The following is a 19,691-nucleotide window of genomic DNA, read 5'->3' as shown; positions in this document are numbered from 1 at the left end:
TTAACTTAAGGAACTATGGATTACATTTCAGTTGGAATGTGATTCATAGTTTTTTTCGATTGAAGGATAAAAATTTTTAAGGGAGAACTAATTGAGAGAATTTTTCTCCCAGAAGTCAGATTTTTAGTTGTTTTATTCGATCTTATCCATTAAAAGGCATTCCTTGTTTATGGTGCCTGTTTTTCGAACTCACAGTCCATTCATATTTCCTTCCCTTTCGAATAGGAACTATTTCCTTGAGAATCTTGTTGTGCAATCGAATAAAGGGCTGCTCTCATTCCGATGGCTCTTCCCTCAACATAATGACAATAAAGTATTATTTTATATACCTCACCGCCATATTTATTTGGATAAATAATTGCACCATTACTTAAAGCTGAAATGACAGTTGATGTAAAATTTTGCACATCAGAATTATAATAATGTCATCACGGTCAGCTGCTTCTCTGCACCCCGAATTCCCCACTCGAACGACAAATAAAAGGAGATACAGACTTAGTATTTGATTTCTATAACACTGAAAGTAACTCCTTCTTAAACTATGCTGTCAGTTAGCTAAGTAACAATAAAAGGATCCCTACAGCAATCATTGATTAACAGTTGAATGCCTTCCTCTAGCCTTAAGTCTTCTTCAATTACGCATCTCTGATTTCCTATTAGATATTCTACGAGTACAGCTACTGGGGAATAAGTTACCTTCTTCAATTGAAAAAAAGATGTAGACTGTTTAAATCAGCCTACATCTTTTTAATCTCTTTATCCCATTAACGCTACCATTAATGCTTTCTGAACATGAAGTCTATTTTCAGCTTCATCAAACACATATGACTGTGGGCCATCAATTACTTCAGCTGTTACTTCTTCCCCACGTTTCGCAGGTAGACAGTGGAGGAAAATAGCGTCACTTTTTGCAGAAGACATTAATTCGCTATTCACTTGATAAGGTTGGAACGCTTGTAATCTAATTTCTTGTTCTTCTTCCCACCCCATGCTCGTCCACACATCCGTGTATACTGCATCTGCACCGCTTACTGCTGCATGTGGGTCATGTAAAACTTCTATAACCGCTCCTGTTTCTTTTGCTATATCCATTGCAAGTTCTGTTATTTCCTTTTTAGGTTCATATCCTTCTGGAGAAGCTACAGAACAATCTACTCCTAGTTTTGCACATGCAATCATTAATGAGTGGGCTACATTATTACCATCCCCTACATAAGCGAGCTTTCGCCCAGCAAAGGTTCCTTTTACTTCATATAACGTCATTAAATCGGCAAGAGCTTGACAAGGATGATGATCATCTGTCAGTGCATTAATGACAGGTACGCTTGAATTTGCAGCCAATTCTTCAACAGCCGTATGTTCATAGGCACGAATCATGATTCCATCAACATATCTTGAGAGTACTTTTGCTGTATCAGGGACAGTTTCACCTCTACCTAATTGAATATCATCACGACTTAAGAAAAGTGCATGACCACCTAGTTGATTCATGCCAACCTCAAAAGAAACACGTGTTCTTGTTGAGGATTTCTCAAAAATCATTGCCATTGTTTTCCCTTTTAAATAATGATGAGGTTCTCCTTGTTTTTGCATTTTCTTTAAACCAATCGCGACATCGATTAATTGAGTGATTTCATCTGTTGAAAGCTCTAATAAGCTCAATAAATGCTTCCCTTTTAAACTATTAGCCGTTGTTGTCACCATCAAATCACCCTTTCTTTATTTGATAATTGTAAATGCCATTCCTGCATGGAAATTGGTTTTTCAATGTTTTGTTTATAGGCAGATATCGTTGTTAATAAAGTTTCCATTTCTGTTATGACGGAAAGCTGCGCAATAGATGCCGCCATTCGCATTTCTTTAGATTGTTTGGATGTCCCTAGACTTAAGAAGAGAGAACCGCTGCTTTGTTTCAGCCATTCGGCAAATGAACAGTTTTCATTTGCGATGACAACACCCTCTCTTGATAAAATATCTTGTATAAGAGGAAACTCTTTTTCTTCGACATCTATATATACTTCTAATTTTTGTTTTTCTTTAGTTGAATTCCATTTGATTGCCTTTGCTAAGGCTTCTTCAAACGTCTTGCCAAATGCGATCAATTCACCAGTCGATTTCATTTCAGGAGTTAATAGTGGATCGACGCCATCCAGTTTTCCTGTTGAAAAGACAGGATTTTTAATAGCGAAATAAGTTTGGCGTTTTTGATTTTCCTTGATTTTACCACCATTCAAAATGTTAATGCACTCTTCTATGACATTAACACCAGTCATCTTACTAATAATCGGTACGGTCCGCGATGCCCTTGGATTAACCTCTAACACAAATACCGTTTCATTATAAATCACAAATTGAACATTAAAAATTCCTTTAAAGTGTAATTTAGTTGCTATTTTTTTCGAATATTCATACGCTTGTTGTTGATAAAAATCATTTATGGAAACAGGCGGTGTAACGGCCATACTATCTCCAGAATGGACTCCTGCTTTTTCAATATGCTCAAAAAACCCTGGAATAAAAATATTTTCTCCATCTGATAACACATCCACTTCCATTTCCGTACCTTTATAATAAGCATCAATTAGGACGGGATAAGAAATATTACCCAACTTCTCTTGTAATTCATCTTCATTTTCAATGATCAACATCCCTTGGCCACCTATAACATAAGAAGGTCTCAATAAAAGAGGAAATCCAATTTCAGTTGATTTAACAACCAAGTCTGCTTCATTCAGTGCTGTTAATCCAGGAATATGAGGTATCTCCAATTCTTTCAGAAGAGAATAAAAACGTTCACGGTCTTCAACTATATCAATATGTTCCTGTGAAATAGAAAGCAGTGGTATTCCGTTATCTTCCAACTCTTTTGCAAGATTAATGGAGGTCTGCCCACCAAATTGAAGGATAACACCATCTGGTTGCTCATATTCAAGTACATTTAAAACATCTTCAGCTTTAAGAGGCTCGAAATATAAACGATCCGCAATTTGAAAGTCGGTGCTCACAGTTCCAGGATTATTATTGATTAAAATAGCTTCATAGCCCGCTTTCTTTAAAGCAAGAACTCCGTGGACTGTACAGTAATCAAACTCAATGCCTTGGCCAATTCTTACTGGACCAGATCCGACAATGGCGATTTTAGGTTTTTTACTGCTGGAGATAAAGTCGCCTTCACCTTTCCAAGTGGAGTAAAAATAAGGTGCTGCCGCAGGAAATTCCCCTGCACAAGAGTCAACCATGTTATAGACAGGCTTAATTTCATACTGTTTTTGTTTTTCACGTACACTTTTTAAATCAGTATTCCAAATTTTAGCTAGCCACTCATCTGAAAAGCCTAGTGTTTTTAATTCTTTCATTAATTCGGATGGAATCGTCTCTAAGCAGACTCTTTTTGCTTTATCTTCAAAACTCACCAATAGTGCCAACTGATTTAAAAAGAATAGCTGAATGTGGGTAGCATGATGAATTTCTTCTGTCGTTACACCACGTCTCATCAGTTCAAGTATACAAAAAAAGCGTCTATCGTCTGGTAAAGTTACAGACTCCCATAATTGCTCATCACTGTAGGATGATATTCCGGTTAGCTCAAGTCCGCTCGTTTTTATTTCTAGTGATCGAACTGCTTTTTGAAGTGCCGCAGGGAGATGGCGTTCTATCGCCATGATTTCACCTGTTGCTTTCATTTGAGTACCAAGTTTTCGGTCCGCTTCTATAAACTTATCAAATGGCCATCTAGGCATTTTCACGACCGTATAATCAACAACTGGCTCAGAGCTTGCAAAAGTCGTACCTGTTACTGGATTAATTAATTCATGCAAATGATAACCAAGGGCTAATTTTGCAGCCATTTTTGCAATTGGATAGCCTGTTGCTTTGGAAGCAAGGGCCGATGAACGACTTAACCGCGGATTTACTTCGATTAAATAATATTGAGCGCTGTTAGGGTCTTGTGCAAATTGGATATTGCAACCCCCGATTATTTTTAATGACCGAATAATTTTTACAGCTGAAGCATAAAGAGCTTCATATTCCTTGTCTGTTAGAGTTTGCTGCGGAGCAACGACAATGGAATCCCCTGTATGGACACCTACAGGATCGAAGTTTTCCATACTGCAAACTGCGATACATGTATCATTAGCGTCTCGAATCATTTCAAACTCTAATTCTTTAAATCCAGCAATGCTCTTTTCAATTAAGCATTGTGTTATAGGACTAGCCTCGAGCCCCTTCTTTACTACTGAGATCAATTGATCTTCTGTCGTTACAATTCCTCCTCCACCGCCACCTAATGTATAAGCTGGACGAATGATGACAGGATAGCCAATTTGGTTTGCAAATTCGATAGCTTCATTGACAGTATGAATAATACAACTGTCTGGAACAGGTTCTTCTAGTTCATGCATTAAGGCACGAAACGCTTCACGATCCTCCCCTTGGATAATCGATTCCGGCGTAGTACCAAGTACTTTTACATTATACTTATCTAATACTCCTTGCTCATACAATTGAACAGTTAAATTCAAACCCGTCTGACCACCGAGTGTCCCTAATATGGCATCGGGTTTTTCTTTTTTTATTATTTCAGTAATGGATTGAACAGTCATTGGTTCGAAATAAACGATATCTGCAAATTGTTCATCCGTCATAATCGTTGCTGGATTATTATTTACAAGTACGACTTCAATACCTTCTTCTTTTAGAGCCACACATGCTTGCGTTCCAGCATAATCAAACTCCGCTGCCTGACCAATTATGATTGGACCCGAACCAATAACCAAAACTTTCTTTAAACCTTTTAGCTTAGGCATAAATGTTTTCTCCTTTTGCTTGTCTCAGCTGATTAGAAAAAGCATATTTGATGATCGTTTCAAGTTTTGGATTTTTTCCATCGGGATGAAATTGATATGTCGCAATAGGATACATTTTATGGGTTAGTCCTTCAATGGATTGATCTTGAATAGATTGAAACGATATATTAAATCCTGCATCCTCAAGACCTTCCTCTGAAACTTCATATCCGTGATTTTGATTTGACATATAAACTTCTTTTGATTCCACATGCATAATAGGATGTTTAAAACTTCTATGTCCCCATTTCATTTTTTCAATATAGGCACCAAATGCTTCAGCTAGTATTTGATGACCTAGACCAAATGCCATGGTAGGATATTCTTTTGCAATTTCTTTGTATTCAGGAAAGTATTTTTTCCAGTTTGAAGGATTTCCTGCTCCTCCCGAAAAAACGATCCCATCTGGGTTCAGTGCTTTCATTTTTTCTGCTGTAATTTCCGCAGGTACAATCGTAACCTTATAATCAGATTGAATTAGCCATTTCATTAATGATTTTTTTACAGAAAAATCAATTAAGGCAATATGAGATTTCCCGTTAGGATTAATTGTCTGATAGCTAAAGGATGACATTACTTTACTTCGCTTAACTGTACTTTTACCATCTACCTCATTTGCTTTCATGAAAACTGGTGTTTCTCCTACTTTCAGAAGTTGCTTAATGATCGATCGAGTATCCATTCCTGTCATTACAGGTATACATTTTTCTTTAAAGATAGTTAACCATTTTTTAACCGATAAGGACGATTTTCCGTATTCTTGCTGAATCACTAGTCCAGCAACTTGGATATCTTCACTCTCAAGCTTCTCTTGATCAATAAAACTATTAAGAATGCTAGGATATGTAGCTAATACAATCTTCCCTTTCATGGCAGGGTCGGAGATGAATTCTAAAAAATTTCCCATTCCTGTGAAAAAGACCATTTCTCCAGAGCATTCCGTTTCGTCCCCGTGCCAATGGCCGGTATATGTAACTCCATTCGCCAGTTTAATCATACCTTCCATCATGCACCTTCACCTCATCGTATTTTTATTTCTCTAGTTGTATTTTTATACACCACAAACAAAAAAATATTAAAATGTTACTTTTTGTTTATCAAGTAAAGTGCCACCGATAATCCCTAGTGCTGCGTCTAATTCTCCATATGTGACGGTAAGTGGTGGTAAAAACCGGATGACATTTGGCCCCGCAACTAAAGCAAGCAGACCATTTTCTCTCAATTTACTAATCATCGACCCTACTTCATTAGAAAACTCTACCCCAAACATTAAACCTTTATGGCGTATGCCTTTGAAATTTTCCAATGGGGCAAATATCTCCTCAAGCTTCGATTTAAAATATTCACCTTTTTCAGCTACTTCATTTAAAAATTCGTCATCAAAAATAAGATCTAAAGTAGCGCTAGCAGCTGTCATAGCAATTGGATTCCCACCAAAAGTTGAGCCATGACTACCTGGATTAAATGCGGCTATTAAAAAGTCCTTGCCAATCATTGCACCAGTTGGAAAACCATTTCCAAGTCCTTTAGCTGATGTAATGATATCAGGAGAAAGTTTATAATGCTGATAAGCAAAAGGTTTCCCTGTACGCCCGATTCCAGTTTGCACTTCATCAACAATGAGGAGTGCTCCATTTTCCTTACATAATTGTTCAACTGAAACTATGAAATCCTCAGTAGCGACGTGGACACCACCTTCACCTTGGACAATCTCAAGCATGACGGCAGCTGTTTCATGATCAATTTCATTTTTCAATGCGCTAACATCGTTATATGGCAGATGAACAAAAGTTTCTAGCATTGAGCCAAACCCTTGTTTCACTTTATCTTGACCTGTGGCAGCCATCGTTGCAAACGTACGACCATGAAAGGATTGAAGGAATGTTATCACTTTTGATTTTCCCGTATATTTTCGAGCTAGTTTAATAGCAGCTTCATTTGCTTCAGCACCGCTATTGCAGAAGAAAACTGAACCTCCAATGGAATGTAAAGTAAGTTTTTCTGCTACTTCTTCTTGCAGTGAACTTTTAAATAAATTTGAAGTATGCCATATTTTTTGTAGTTGATTAGTCGTGGCCTCTACAACATGTGGGTGACAATGCCCTAAATTACATACACCTATTCCCGATGTAAAGTCCAAATAATCTTTTCCACTAGAATCTACTACATTAGTTCCAGAACCAGAGACGATTTCTACGTCCCATCTTGCATAGTTTTCGAATAAATGGGTCATTTTATTTCACTGCCTCCAATTCTTTTTTTATCGTAGTCCCTTTGATTTGTACACCATCCAATAACGGTTTATGGCCACTGACAATCATCGCTTCCTTCATACCACTATTAAGGCTATGAATGGCGGCCATTACTTTCGGAATCATCCCTCCCGAAATAGTTCCATCATCGATAAATCCTAAAATTTCAGACTCAGTTGTCTTTTCAATGATTTCATTATCTTTTAACACACCCGGAACATCCGTTACAAAAATGACTTTTTCAGCATTAAGTGCCACGGCAATTTCACCAGCGACCGTATCTGCATTGATATTGTAATAATCTTCATGATTCAATCCGATAGCGATTGGAGAAATGACGGGAACCATTCCAATTGACAATAAATCAGTTAAAAATTTCTGATTCACTCGAGTTATTTCTCCTACTAAACCTAAAGTCTCCAAATCTTTCGGCTTTGCATACATCAAACCACCGTCAGAGCCAGTAATACCTATGGATGATATTCCATGTTTTTGAAACTTACGGACTAATTTATTCGTTATTGTCCCTGACAAAACCATTTCAACAACTTCCATAATTTCATGCGTCGTTTTTCTTAATCCATTCACAAATTCAGATTGTATTTGTAAATCCTTAAGAAGATCATTAATAGCAGGGCCACCACCATGGACAATAACAGGATAAAAACCCGTTTCTTGCATTTTTTTAATACCTATAAAAAAGTCATCGGATAAAGTGTCAATCATGCTTCCACCGCACTTAATGACGATGATATTTTTCATTGCTTTACCCTCCTTCAATCACGTACGATAGCTAGCATTGATACGCACATAATCATACGTCAAATCACAACCCCATGCTTTTCCGAATCCTGCACCTATATTTAAGTTGATATTCATAACAACCGTTTCATTTTTTAAATAATCGCTTAACGTTTCTTCAACATAGTTTGCTGGTTGACTGTTTTCTAAAAGTGAATATGGCCCAATAGCAATATCGATTTTTTCAGGATCTAACGTCATACCACTTTTTCCAATCGCCATCATGACTCTGCCCCAGTTAGGATCGGAGCCATATACCATTGTTTTAACTAGATCTGAACCAACGACTGTTTTGGCGACCTTTCCTGCTTCATCGTCAGATACCGCTCCATATACATTCACTTCTATTAGTTTTGTTGCTCCTTCTCCGTCTTTCGCAATCATAATGGCAAGATCTTCACAAACTTTTTCAAGTAAAAGAACAAATTGATCCCATTCTTCATGGTTAGGTGTTAGTTCTGCATTATTAGCTAAACCGCTCGCCATGACAATGACCATATCATTCGTTGACGTATCACCATCAACGGTAATTCTATTAAATGTTTTATTTGTCACTTCACTTAAAGCCGCCTGCAAATAGTTGTGAGAAATATTCGCATCTGTTGTAATGAAGCCAAGCATGGTAGCCATGTTTGGAGCGATCATTCCTGATCCTTTAGCAGATCCGGCCATTGTAATTTGGACACCATCAATAACCGTTTCATAACATGTTGTTTTCATGCATGTATCTGTTGTTAAAATAGCTTCATTAAAATCTAGAGCAGCCTGTTTATTTTTTTGTGGTACAAGATGTTCAATCCCAGGGATAATTTTCTCCATTGGCATTTTTTCACCGATTACACCAGTAGAAGCAACAGCTACATAATGATCTTTAATCGATAGCAAATTTGCTACTGCATTTTTCATTAAATGTGCATCGAATAAGCCTTGATTTCCTGTACATGCATTTGCATTTCCACTATTCACAATAATCGCTTGAAGTTTCCCCTCAAGATCTATGTTCTCTTTCGTGACTTTTAGAGGAGCGGCTTTAATTTGATTCAACGTGTAGACAGCAGCAGCTTCAGCAGGAACTTCACAATATATTAATCCTAAGTCGTTACGCTTTCTTTTCACCTTTGTATGTAATCCAGCAGCTGAAAAACCTAGGGGGGTAATGACTGTACCTTCTTCTATTTTCAATATTTGCTCTTTTCCCGTTATTTGCATTTTAATCACTCCTCTTTTGATGTTTGTAATATTAGTTTACGGATATACAGGACTGAAATTTAGTCCAGCGGTTTCTTCAAAACCAAATAATAAATTTGCATTTTGTACCGCTTGGCCAGCAGCCCCTTTCATCAAATTATCTATAACTGATACGATCGTAATTCTCCCTGTTCGATCGTCAAATGATATTCCAATGTCACAAAAGTTCGAAGCAGCAACCTCTTTTGTAGATGGAAATATGCCTATATCCCTTACACGGACGAAGGGCTTATCGACATAAAAATCATTGTAAAGCTTCCACAATTCATCTTCACTCATACTTCCTTCAACAGTTCCATAAATAGTGGACATGATTCCCCTTGTCATCGGAACAAGATGTGTTTGAAAAGTGATAGGGGAATCGTATCCCAATTCTTGCAGCATCTGCTCTATTTCCGGGATATGCTGATGTTGATTTACTTTATATATTTTAAGATTTTCATTGAGTTCACTATATATATTTCCTAAACTTACAGTCTGACCAGCACCTGAAACTCCTGATTTTGCGTCTATAATAACGGATCCTTCTTTTAGAATTTTAGCTTTTACTAATGGCGCCAATCCTAGAAGTGTAGCTGTTGGATAACAACCGGGATTGGATATTAATTTACTGCCTTTTATTGAAGCTTTATTTAATTCTGGTAATGAATATACAGCTTTTTCGATCCATTCCCTTGGAGCTGCCTTACGCTTATACCAATATTCATAGTCTTCAGTATTTTTTAAGCGAAAATCACCCGTTAAATCAATGACCACACATCCTGCAGATAGTAGTTCTGGTGCTAGTTGTGAAGCAACACCAGTAGGGACAGCCAGAAAAACAACATCTGTATTTTTTGCCATTTTTATAGGATCAATTTCTTCTAGTGTTGAAGGAATAATACCTGTCAAATGTGGATAATGGTAATGAATGTTTCTTCCTTGCTGAGAAGATGTATATATTGCAACGATTTCAAAGTTTGGGTGGGAATGTAAAATGCGCAGTAACTCTGCTCCTCCATATCCAGTTGCACCAACAATTCCTACTCTCATTCGTTTCACTCCTAAAATGTCTGACAAGTTTGCCACTTGTATATTAGAGTATAAAAATATACTCATTCTTTTTTTGAGTCGTTATTTCAATAATTATTTATGATGTTTTCTATTATACTGTGAATAAAAATAAATACAATAGTATATTTATAAATTTCTTTGTAAAAAAATAAGCCTTCGATGTTGAAGGCTTATTTTCTTCAATTCTTTTCTTCTTCTACCCCGATATGGACATTTTTAAACAATGCTTCTGCTTTTCCACTCTTCGCTTCATCCATAACAAAGGATCCATTAGAATAACGATCATTAAATCTAATATTCGAACTATGAATCACTTCTTCTTGGCCTTTTTCAGTCACGAGTGTTAATTCATCACGATTATCTACAACTTTCATCCCAATGATTCTATGCGGGTTATTTTTCAACTCACGCAATAAAACAACTCCTCGTTTGGCACGGCTAGCCTTATCAAATTCGGATATTTTCATTTTCTTGACTGCACTTCGATGCGTAGCAATGAGAATACTGATATCACTTTCATCTGGAGAGAAAACTTCACCATTTACTACATAATCATGATCTTTTAAATTAATAGCCTTAACACCTGCAGCCCTTGCACCTACTTGATTTACTTCTTCTTCTGAAAACCATAATCCATACCCAATATGTGTAGCGATAAATATATCCTTTTTACCATCCGTAATATGGACATCTACAACTTGATCATCTTCTTTTAAATTTATAGCAACTAATGGACGAGAATATCGTTGTGCTTTGTATAAATCTAAGGAACTTTTCTTCACCATTCCTTGCTTAGTGAAGAATACAAGGAACTCATGTTCAGTAAATTCTTTAATTGGAATAGCTTTAATGATTTCCTCGTCACGTGCAATCGGCATAATAGCAGCTACATGTTGTCCGAGGTCTTTCCAACGAATATCTGGGAGCTCATGAACAGGCATGTATAAATAATTTCCTTTATTCGTAAACAATAATAAAGTATCTGTCGTATTAATTTCTTGCATAAATAAAAGCCAGTCTGATTCTTTCATAGCTAGTTCTTGGCCGTTTGACGCCGAATAGGAACGGATACTCGTTCTTTTTATATATCCTTCCTTCGTCACAGTTACAATAACATCCTCACTTGGAATCATGACTTCTAGATTAATTTTTATTTCAGCAACTTTTTCTTCAATTACGGTACGTCTGGCATCTGAATATTTCTTCTTGATGTCTTTAAGTTCTTTTTTTATTAAGTTTAAAAGTTTCTTTTCACTTTCTAAAATTCCTGTTAAGTATTCAATCGTATTGATTAATTCGCTAGCTTCATTCTGAAGTGCTGTAATATCCGTGTTTGTCAATCGATACAGTTGGAGGGATACAATCGCTTCAGCTTGCTTTTCTGTAAAAGTATATTTATTTATGAGATTATCTTTAGCATCGCGTTTATCTTTTGAAGCGCGAATGGTTGCAATCACTTCATCAAGTATGGAAAGTGCCTTCATTAACCCTTCCACGATATGATGTCTTTCTCTTGCTTTTTGCAGTTCATAGCTTGAACGATTCGTTACCACTTCTTTCTGGTGGCCGATGTAAGCATCAAGCAAATCCAGTAGTCCCATTAATTTCGGCCTTCGATTATCGATCGCGACCATATTGAAGTTATACGTTACTTGAAGATCACTATTTTTAAATAAATAATTCAATACACCTTCAGCATCTGCTTCTTTTTTTAATTCAACTACAATTCGCAGACCCGTTCGATCCGTTTCATCACGGACTTCCGCGATCCCTTCTAGCTTACGATCTAGACGAAATTCATCCATTTTTTTCACGAGATTCGCTTTATTGACATCATATGGAATTTCTGTAATGACAATTTGCTGGCGTCCCCCACGAATGGACTCGATTTCCGTTTTTGCTCTTACTATCATTTTTCCACGGCCGGTTTCATATGCCTTTTTAATGCCATCAATTCCTTGGATAATCCCACCGGTTGGGAAATCAGGTCCTTTTAGAACCGTCATCGCATTATCCACTGTGCAACTAGGGTTTTCAATACGCATAATGACAGCATCAATTACTTCCCCTAAATGATGAGGAGGGATATCAGTCGCATAACCAGCAGATATACCCGTTGAACCATTCACTAACAGGTTTGGAAATCTTGCTGGTAATACGGTGGGCTCTGAGGATGTGTCGTCAAAGTTAGGTACAAAATCCACCGTTCTTTTATCAATATCACGTAATAATTCTGAAGCAACTTGAGAAAGACGTGCCTCTGTATAACGCATTGCAGCTGCTGGGTCACCATCAACACTTCCGTTATTCCCATGCATTTCTACAAGCATTTGCCGAACCTTCCATGGCTGGCTCATCCTCACCATCGCATCATATACAGACGTATCACCATGTGGATGATAATTACCTATAACATTCCCTACTGTTTTAGCTGATTTTCGAAACCCTTTATCCGCTGTATTACCTTCCATATGCATCGCATACAAAATGCGACGTTGTACGGGCTTTAGTCCGTCCCTAGCATCAGGCAGCGCCCGATCTTGAATTATATATTTACTATAACGACCAAAACGGTCTCCAATAACTTCTTCAAGAGGTAAATCTTGAAATCTTTCTTGTAAACTCATTAGAACAGAGGTCCCCCTTCCGATGTCAAGTTATCATTATCTAGTATACTTTGATCATCTTCCATTCCAAATTGAACATTGCTTTCAATCCACTTTCTGCGTGGTTCTACCTTATCTCCCATAAGAGTCGTTACTCTTCTTTCTGCTCTTGCTCCATCATCGATCATAACACGAATCAATGTTCTCGTTTCTGGATTCATTGTCGTATCCCAAAGCTGGTCGGCATTCATTTCACCAAGACCTTTATATCGCTGTAGCATATAGCCTTTCCCAACTTTTTTCGTAGCAGCATCAAGGTCATCATCTGTCCAAGCATATTCAATCACTTCTTTTTTACCGCTCCCTTTACTTACTTTATAAAGAGGAGGAAGTGCGATATATACTTTGCCTGCCTCAATTAGCGGCTTCATATACCGATAGAAAAAGGTTAATAGCAGTACTTGAATATGAGCTCCATCTGTGTCTGCGTCCGTCATAATAACAATTTTATCGTAATTTACATCTTCCAAGCTAAAATCAGGTCCTACTCCAGCACCAATAGTATGGATGATTGTATTAATTTCTTCATTTTTAAAAATATCCTGAAGCTTAGCTTTTTCTGTGTTAATGACTTTTCCACGAAGTGGAAGAATCGCTTGAAACTTTCGGTCCCTACCTTGCTTAGCAGAACCTCCAGCAGAGTCCCCTTCCACCAGATATAATTCATTTTTCTGTGGATTACGTGATTGTGCAGGAGTTAATTTTCCAGATAATAGTGCGTCTGTCTTCCGACGCTTTTTTCCACTCCTTGCTTCTTCCCTTGCTTTTCTAGCTGCTTCACGTGCTTGAGCTGCCTTTACCGCTTTTTTTGCAAGTAACGTGCTGACATCGTGATTTTCGGCAAGAAAATAAGTTAAATGCTCTGTAATGACAGTATCAACTGCCGATCTAGCTTCTGCTGTCCCCAGTTTTCCTTTTGTCTGACCCTCAAATTGAAGTAGCCCCTCTGGAATTCTGACAGAAATAATTGCGGAAAGACCTTCTCTAATATCAGAGCCTTCAAGATTTTTTTCTTTTTCTTTTAGTAGCCCTGTTTTTCTTGCATACTCATTAAATATACGCGTCATAGCTGTTCTTGCGCCGACCTCATGGGTCCCTCCATCCTTTGTTCTTACATTATTAACAAAGGAAAGCATATTTTCCGAAAAGCCATCATTAAATTGAAAGGCAAATTCTACTTCGATATCATTTGTGTCGCCTTCAAAAGAAGCAACTGGATGTAAAACATCTTTCTCTTCATTTAAATATTCAACAAACGCTTCGATTCCATTTTCATAATGAAAGACGTCGCGTTGATCATGGCGAAGATCCACTACTTCTATTTTTAATCCTTTTAATAAAAAGGCAGACTCACGTAATCTTTCACATAATAAATCATAATTATAAGTTGTTGTGCTAAATATAGATGCATCTGGCTTAAAATGAATCTTCGTACCGGATTGTTTGGATGTTCCGATTTTTTCAAGAGTCGTTTCAGGCTTACCACCATTATGAAATTTTTGCTCAAAAATAAAGCCATCACGTTTGATGGTGACGATTAGCCATTCTGAGAGGGCATTGACAACCGAAGCTCCAACCCCGTGAAGTCCTCCACTCGTTTTATAACCACCTTGACCAAATTTTCCACCAGCATGTAGAACAGTAAAGATGACTTCTGTCGTTGGCTTACCTGTTTGATGCATTCCGGTAGGCATCCCCCTACCTTTATCTTCGACACTAATGCTATTGTCTTTATGAATTTTTACAATAATTTCATTTCCGTGACCTGCAAGCGCTTCATCAACGGAATTGTCTACGATTTCATAAACTAAATGGTGCAACCCTCGTGAATCCGTTGACCCAATATACATTCCTGGCCGTTTTCTTACGGCTTCCAGTCCTTCTAATACTTGTATTGAATCATCATTATATTCAATGTTTGTTATATTTTTTACCACTTATATACCCCTTTCAACAACCTAAGAACAAAAGCGCAAGCGCCTGTCCATCGACGTACAGGCCCACAGAATGTGGGTCCGTCGACGTTGCCACAGGACGTGGCGTTTTTAGTCGACGTTCCTCTCGGCCTTCGACTGAGATAAAGGAAACACGGCGAGGAACGAGCCGATGTTGACTTATCGTAGGGAGAAGGACAAGAAGTTAGCTAGTCGATAGGCGCTGAAGCTGGACGAAAACTTCCTACCTAGAAAGTTGTCCACAATGTTCAAGTTTATAATTTCCTAGAAAAACAATAATCAAACAGGTGTTCGCTCTATATTTATTTTATCAAAAATAATCGCGTATGTCTTATTCTATAACCCTTAATCCGGTTTTGGCAAATTTGCTTTTGCAGAACCAATAAAAAACAAGCACCTTTTAAGTGCTTGAATTGGTAAAAATCATTTCGTTAATGCATGTTCGACCTTTATACAGCGGTCCATAATGACAGTATATCCCTTTTCTTTTAAATACTCATAGGCTTCATCGTTTTCTATCCCTAATTGTGCCCAGAATACGTCAGCATCAATTTCAGTAAATTCCTTTGCAATTTCAGGTAGAAACTCCGGTCTTCTAAATACATTAACTATATCTACGTGCCCTTCTATGTCTTTTAAAGTAGAGACCGCTTTCGTTCCCAACACTTCATCGACGAGAGGATTTACAGGTATAATTTCGTATCCTGCATTTTTCATCGCCTCAGACACCATATATGATGTTCTTTCGGGATTATCACTAATTCCGACAACCGCTATTCTTTTTGCTTTTTTCAATATTTCTCCGATTTCTTGGCGACTTGGATTTTCAATGGCCATATCAAATTCCTCCTTTTTAGAAGTAAGTGTTACATATTATCGTAATTCAGTAAGAGATTTGTTGCAAGCACAATACTCAGAACGACAATTTATGCAGAAATTGTTTTTTCTTTAAAGAATCTTCATGGTACAATGAATGAACGGGAAATGAACTGAAAAATGAACTAAATACGAAAAACGCCTATCCAGTGATGAATGACTTTCGTGATGTTAAAAAAATATAGCATAGATACAGGAGTTAAACGGAAACCATCTCAAATAGGAATTCAAAAAGTTCTTAATTTTAAGTTTCCTTATTTTACTTAAAGGAGCAATGCACATGTTATACGCACTCGTACTACTCTTAGCCTATTTAATTGGATCCATACCTTCAGGCTTAATTGTTGGAAAAGCCTTTTATGGAATAGACATTAGACAACATGGCAGCGGAAATCTTGGCGGTACGAATACTTTTCGAACTTTAGGAAAAAAAGCAGGGATTACAGTTACCTTAGCTGATATTTTAAAAGGAACACTCGTCATCTTTCTACCAATGATTTTTGGAATTGATTTACATCCCCTTATTGCAGGGGTGTTTGCGGTACTGGGGCATATGTTCCCAATTTTCGCTGGTTTCCGCGGAGGAAAAGCGGTAGCGACTTCGGGTGGTGTTCTTTTAGGCTACGAGCCTCTACTCTTTGTATTATTAGTAATCGTTTTTTTAATTAGTTTAAAATTTTCAAAATATGTATCATTATCATCCATTTTGGCTGGATTGTTTGCTGTAATCTATTCCCTTTTCACAGGAGACTTGCCACTTATTCTTGTTGCTGCGGCTCTCGCATTTTTTGTAATAATACGACATAGAACGAATATTAAACGGATTATCAATAAAACAGAGCCTAAAGTAAAATGGATTTGAGAAGATTTGAAAATGTAAAATAAATAATAGAAAGATTGATTGCCAATGAGGAAAAAAAATATTGTATTTTCCAGCATATTGATTATTTTATTACTTTTAGGCATCATTACTATACTTCTATATCAAAATAATCAATCTACACAATCTATACAAAAGAGCATCAATGTACAAAATCAGAGAAACATTCAACTTGTATCGAAAGGATATAGTACGGAAGCTGTTATTGGTGGTATTGGTGATATTTTAATTCATGACTGGGTTTATAATGACGCTAAAACAAAAAATGGCTATGATTTTAACCCTATGTTTGAACCCGTAAAATCTTTATTGCAAAAGCCAGATTTGTTAATTGCAAATCAAGAGTCTATTCCCGGCGGATCTGAAATTGGCATTACTAGTTACCCATCATTTAATAGTCCCCATGAAATCGTTGATGCGTTAATGAATGCTGGTGTTGATATGGTTACAACAGCCAATAACCATTCACTTGATAAAGGCGAACGTGGGATCTTAAGTGCTATTCGTTATTACGAGAAGAAAAAACTGCCTTATACCGGAACGTTTAAAGATCCAGAAGATAAAGCAAACATGAGAATTATGACTGTAAATGGAATAAGAATTGCCGTACTATCGTATGCGACCCATTTTAACGGTATTCCAATTCCCCAAGGAAAGGAATATCTTGTCAGTCATTTAGATCCAAAACAAGTTGTAAAAGATATTAATGAAGCTAAACCAAAATCTGATCTTGTTTTATTAGCTATTCATTGGGGCGATGAATATGTTCGGCAGCCTAATCAAATTCAAAAAGATCAAGCAGCCGAATTTATGAATGCAGGAGCAGACATTATTATAGGACATCATCCTCACGTTCTTCAACCGATTGAGTGGTTTGAAAAACCCGATGGAAAAAAAGGGATTGTTGTTTATTCATTAGGAAATTTTATATCAGGTCAAATATGGGATTATAAGGACATTGGAGGTATGGTTGAAATTAAAGTAAAGAAAGAGGTAAAAGGCAATAGCTCAACTACTTCAATCGACAAAGTAGATTTTCATCCAACCTTCTCAGCAAGTACACATTTTCGAACGTACAGAGTATATCCGCTAGATGTTGCGAAAAATAAAGGATTTACCACTCATACAAGTGATGAAATTCAACAGTTTTTTTTAAATAAGAAATAATGCAAAACGGTTGACCCTATGAAGGATCAACCGTTATTTTTTTTATATTCATATAAAGGTTCATCAAGTTTTTCGTTGTAATCTACGTATAAATCGTGACCGTCAAAATACCACGTATCTCTTTTTTCAATAAAATAATTAATCCCATCTATTTTTTGCAAGACACCTAAATCAATCGGGTCTTCTTTATTTACACCTAAAGAAAAGCCTTGTTGGATTGGACTTGATCCACCATACCTCACATAAAAACGAACATATTCGCCTTTTTCTAAAAACATTTCATTATGAAACCATTCTGCTGCCTTATCTGTTAAATGAATTTGCATTTAATGATCCTCCTACCCTTTATGAATGTAAAAGAGAAAATGATTTCAATTGATCTTCTAAACCTTCATTTAATAATATTTCTACTTGTTTCTGGCCAAGCAAATCAAAATGGGAATAACCGTCTTTCCTATGATGAATCCATTCTTTTTTTAATCCGTATTGTTTACCCCACTCCGATAGCATTTTTAGATCTTTGCACCCAACCTTTGTAACAGTATGACAATCAGGAAAACGATCATCGAGCCAATAATGAGTAATAAAGGCTATTTTCCCTTGGTCAATATCACGTTTCCACTGAAGCAGCTCATTTTTCTTAATTCCGAACGCCATTTTATTTCTCCTCAATGTCGTCTGGTTTTTTAGCTTTCATATATACCTCATGCCAATCTGGGTATAACTTTCGAAGGGTTATTGGCTTAAAGCTCTCTTTTCTAACACAGACATGCTTAGTAAATCCAGTAACCGCAAGTTCTCCATTAGATGAAAAAATTTCATAACCATAAGTCGTCCTTAAACCATTATATTCATCAATCCATGTTTTAATCGTTACAATATCCCCATACTTAATAGGATTTATGTATGTAGCTTGTACATCAATCACGGGTGCCAAAATCCCATCTTTCTCGAGATCTGCGTACTTAAAACCTAATTCTTCTATTAGTTTTGTACGTCCAATTTCCATCCAGACTAAATAATTTGCATGATATACGATCCCCATTTGGTCTGTTTCTGCATAACGAACTTCAATTTTCGTTTCTGAAATAACCATTTGTATTCCACCTATACTAATTTATATGTTAATTCTATCACATTCTCCCATGTGATTGAATTAATATGACTTTTATTATATGTTCTGTTAAACCAATATGTTGAATTCTGCTCCAACCAACAATAAGCATTACAAAAATAAAAAACCGGCATTGGGCCGGTTTAATGTATGGGGGATTTTCTTGAAATGTAATTATTATTCTTGAGTATCATGAGCTGAAGCTTCGTCTTTTATTTCTTCACGCATTCCTTCAATAGATTCACGACGTCTTTCATTTTTTGCTTTTATATGTTCTTGGTCCTCACTACTAGAGAATTCCATTGTAGATTCTGCTTCTTCCATATTTTCAATCGTGTTATGAACCATTTCTTGAAGCTTCTCTACATTATCACTGCGATCATCCGGTTTTGGTTTACGACTGTAGTCCATTTGTTACATCCCTTCTCTAGATGATTTTTTCTTGATGTATTTATTTATTCCCCTTTTGTTTGAATAATATGGGGATGTTGACCAGATTTATCTGCCATTTTTTTACCTTTATTAGCATCAACAGCAACTGATTTTTCTCCAAGATTATCTGGTGTATAATTTACTTGACTCCTTTTCGGATTACTCATTCATACTCCTCCCTTCCGTATTACTATTTCCATAAAGAAAGGAATTATGAACAAGCTACGCTCTTCTCATCTGTTTTTCGTCTAATCTGTTTTCAATTCTCTCCAAAGCTTGTGAATCATTTAATAATGCCTGTTTATTTTCTTGAACAAGATCTAAAAATGTTTTCTTCCCACGTCTTCTCAAATCATTCACTCCTCCATTTGTTCTATTGTTATTATTGTCTAAAAACGGT

General features: G+C 36.7%; 19 protein-coding genes. 2 read left to right on the top strand and 17 right to left on the bottom strand.

All coding sequences use genetic code 11. The features are described from left to right. Window positions 1–200: 200 nt before the first annotated feature. The 11 genes from KHA93_RS05445 to KHA93_RS05395 form a co-directional block, all read right to left on the bottom strand. A complete protein-coding gene (locus tag KHA93_RS05445) occupies window positions 201–407 on the bottom strand; it encodes a hypothetical protein (RefSeq protein ID WP_213109807.1) in 207 nt (68 codons plus the stop codon). 349 nt (window positions 408–756) lie between these two features. Further along, window positions 757–1,704: an ornithine carbamoyltransferase gene (gene argF, locus KHA93_RS05440; protein WP_213109806.1), complete on the bottom strand. Its 948-nt coding sequence runs from the start codon at window positions 1,702–1,704 to the stop codon at window positions 757–759. After that, the gene (carB, locus tag KHA93_RS05435) at window positions 1,704–4,808 is read right to left on the bottom strand and encodes a carbamoyl-phosphate synthase (glutamine-hydrolyzing) large subunit (protein ID WP_213109805.1); all 3,105 of its coding nucleotides are present in this window, start codon (window positions 4,806–4,808) and stop codon (window positions 1,704–1,706) included. The genes argF and carB overlap by 1 nt, the downstream gene beginning before the upstream one ends. After that, window positions 4,801–5,856 (bottom strand): carbamoyl phosphate synthase small subunit, encoded by a 1,056-nt coding sequence (locus KHA93_RS05430; RefSeq protein ID WP_213109804.1) that lies wholly within the window; start codon window positions 5,854–5,856, stop codon window positions 4,801–4,803. The genes carB and KHA93_RS05430 overlap by 8 nt, the downstream gene beginning before the upstream one ends. Before the next feature lie 66 nt (window positions 5,857–5,922). Continuing rightward, window positions 5,923–7,080, bottom strand: coding sequence for an acetylornithine transaminase (argD, locus tag KHA93_RS05425; protein WP_213109803.1), 1,158 nt, complete (start codon window positions 7,078–7,080; stop codon window positions 5,923–5,925). 1 nt (window position 7,081) lies between these two features. Further along, entirely contained in the window at window positions 7,082–7,861 is a 780-nt protein-coding gene (argB, locus tag KHA93_RS05420) for an acetylglutamate kinase (protein ID WP_213109802.1), read from the bottom strand. A gap of 18 nt (window positions 7,862–7,879) precedes the next feature. Further along, entirely contained in the window at window positions 7,880–9,109 is a 1,230-nt protein-coding gene (gene argJ / locus KHA93_RS05415; protein WP_213109801.1) for a bifunctional glutamate N-acetyltransferase/amino-acid acetyltransferase ArgJ, read from the bottom strand. A 36-nt stretch (window positions 9,110–9,145) separates the two neighbouring features. Further along, on the bottom strand, window positions 9,146–10,180 hold the full coding sequence (gene argC / locus KHA93_RS05410; protein ID WP_213109800.1) for an N-acetyl-gamma-glutamyl-phosphate reductase: 1,035 nt from the start codon (window positions 10,178–10,180) through the stop codon (window positions 9,146–9,148). 200 nt (window positions 10,181–10,380) lie between these two features. Beyond that, window positions 10,381–12,828: a DNA topoisomerase IV subunit A gene (gene parC / locus KHA93_RS05405; protein WP_213109799.1), complete on the bottom strand. Its 2,448-nt coding sequence runs from the start codon at window positions 12,826–12,828 to the stop codon at window positions 10,381–10,383. Next, window positions 12,828–14,804, bottom strand: a complete 1,977-nt coding sequence (gene parE, locus KHA93_RS05400; RefSeq protein ID WP_349772262.1) for a DNA topoisomerase IV subunit B — start codon at window positions 14,802–14,804, stop codon at window positions 12,828–12,830. Before parE ends, parC begins: the two co-directional genes overlap by 1 nt. 441 nt (window positions 14,805–15,245) lie before the next feature. Then, complete coding sequence (locus KHA93_RS05395) at window positions 15,246–15,659, bottom strand: CoA-binding protein (protein WP_213109798.1); 414 nt, start codon at window positions 15,657–15,659, stop codon at window positions 15,246–15,248. Window positions 15,660–15,978: 319 nt separating this feature from the next. On the opposite strand from KHA93_RS05395, the gene plsY reads away from it, so the two are divergent. Continuing rightward, window positions 15,979–16,560, top strand: a complete 582-nt coding sequence (gene plsY, locus KHA93_RS05390) for a glycerol-3-phosphate 1-O-acyltransferase PlsY (protein ID WP_213109797.1) — start codon at window positions 15,979–15,981, stop codon at window positions 16,558–16,560. Between the two features lie 78 nt (window positions 16,561–16,638). Beyond that, entirely contained in the window at window positions 16,639–17,745 is a 1,107-nt protein-coding gene (locus tag KHA93_RS05385; protein WP_233711047.1) for a CapA family protein, read from the top strand. Between the two features lie 26 nt (window positions 17,746–17,771). Here the strand turns inward: KHA93_RS05385 and KHA93_RS05380 are convergent, their stop codons facing one another. The 6 genes from KHA93_RS05380 to KHA93_RS05355 all read right to left on the bottom strand — a co-directional run bounded on the left by KHA93_RS05380 (window position 17,772) and on the right by KHA93_RS05355 (window position 19,642). Then, entirely contained in the window at window positions 17,772–18,071 is a 300-nt protein-coding gene (locus tag KHA93_RS05380; protein ID WP_213109795.1) for a HesB/YadR/YfhF family protein, read from the bottom strand. A gap of 19 nt (window positions 18,072–18,090) precedes the next feature. Then, the gene (locus KHA93_RS05375; RefSeq protein ID WP_213109794.1) at window positions 18,091–18,402 is read right to left on the bottom strand and encodes a hypothetical protein; all 312 of its coding nucleotides are present in this window, start codon (window positions 18,400–18,402) and stop codon (window positions 18,091–18,093) included. Between the two features lies 1 nt (window position 18,403). Further along, the gene (locus KHA93_RS05370) at window positions 18,404–18,841 is read right to left on the bottom strand and encodes an acyl-CoA thioesterase (RefSeq protein ID WP_213109793.1); all 438 of its coding nucleotides are present in this window, start codon (window positions 18,839–18,841) and stop codon (window positions 18,404–18,406) included. A gap of 195 nt (window positions 18,842–19,036) precedes the next feature. Next, window positions 19,037–19,270 carry a small acid-soluble spore protein Tlp gene (tlp, locus tag KHA93_RS05365; RefSeq protein ID WP_213109792.1) on the bottom strand — a complete coding sequence of 78 codons (234 nt, stop codon included), beginning with the start codon at window positions 19,268–19,270 and terminating at the stop codon, window positions 19,037–19,039. A gap of 44 nt (window positions 19,271–19,314) precedes the next feature. Then, window positions 19,315–19,458 carry an acid-soluble spore protein N gene (locus KHA93_RS05360; protein WP_213109791.1) on the bottom strand — a complete coding sequence of 48 codons (144 nt, stop codon included), beginning with the start codon at window positions 19,456–19,458 and terminating at the stop codon, window positions 19,315–19,317. 55 nt (window positions 19,459–19,513) lie between these two features. Then, window positions 19,514–19,642: an FbpB family small basic protein gene (locus tag KHA93_RS05355; RefSeq protein ID WP_213109790.1), complete on the bottom strand. Its 129-nt coding sequence runs from the start codon at window positions 19,640–19,642 to the stop codon at window positions 19,514–19,516. Window positions 19,643–19,691 lie beyond the last annotated feature (49 nt).

It is taken from the genome of Lederbergia citrisecunda (genome assembly GCF_018343695.1).
GTDB classification, from domain to species: Bacteria; Bacillota; Bacilli; order Bacillales; family Bacillaceae_C; genus Lederbergia; species Lederbergia citrisecunda.
The sequence above is the reverse complement of the archived record's forward strand: the minus strand, read 5'-3'. Positions and strand labels throughout refer to the sequence as shown.

Bases quoted from the DNA above. Each gene is read 5' to 3' on its own strand.
- argF (WP_213109806.1), bottom strand. From the start codon at position 1,704: ATGGTGACAACAACGGCTAATAGTTTAAAAGGGAAGCATTTATTGAGC.
- carB (WP_213109805.1), bottom strand. From the start codon at position 4,808: ATGCCTAAGCTAAAAGGTTTAAAGAAAGTTTTGGTTATTGGTTCGGGT.
- KHA93_RS05430 (WP_213109804.1), bottom strand. From the start codon at position 5,856: ATGATGGAAGGTATGATTAAACTGGCGAATGGAGTTACATATACCGGC.
- argD (WP_213109803.1), bottom strand. From the start codon at position 7,080: ATGACCCATTTATTCGAAAACTATGCAAGATGGGACGTAGAAATCGTC.
- argB (WP_213109802.1), bottom strand. From the start codon at position 7,861: ATGAAAAATATCATCGTCATTAAGTGCGGTGGAAGCATGATTGACACT.
- argJ (WP_213109801.1), bottom strand. From the start codon at position 9,109: ATGCAAATAACGGGAAAAGAGCAAATATTGAAAATAGAAGAAGGTACA.
- argC (WP_213109800.1), bottom strand. From the start codon at position 10,180: ATGAGAGTAGGAATTGTTGGTGCAACTGGATATGGAGGAGCAGAGTTA.
- parC (WP_213109799.1), bottom strand. From the start codon at position 12,828: ATGAGTTTACAAGAAAGATTTCAAGATTTACCTCTTGAAGAAGTTATT.
- KHA93_RS05395 (WP_213109798.1), bottom strand. From the start codon at position 15,659: ATGGCCATTGAAAATCCAAGTCGCCAAGAAATCGGAGAAATATTGAAA.
- plsY (WP_213109797.1), top strand. From the start codon at position 15,979: ATGTTATACGCACTCGTACTACTCTTAGCCTATTTAATTGGATCCATA.
- KHA93_RS05380 (WP_213109795.1), bottom strand. From the start codon at position 18,071: ATGCAAATTCATTTAACAGATAAGGCAGCAGAATGGTTTCATAATGAA.
- KHA93_RS05375 (WP_213109794.1), bottom strand. From the start codon at position 18,402: ATGGCGTTCGGAATTAAGAAAAATGAGCTGCTTCAGTGGAAACGTGAT.
- KHA93_RS05370 (WP_213109793.1), bottom strand. From the start codon at position 18,841: ATGGTTATTTCAGAAACGAAAATTGAAGTTCGTTATGCAGAAACAGAC.
- tlp (WP_213109792.1), bottom strand. From the start codon at position 19,270: ATGGACTACAGTCGTAAACCAAAACCGGATGATCGCAGTGATAATGTA.
- KHA93_RS05360 (WP_213109791.1), bottom strand. From the start codon at position 19,458: ATGAGTAATCCGAAAAGGAGTCAAGTAAATTATACACCAGATAATCTT.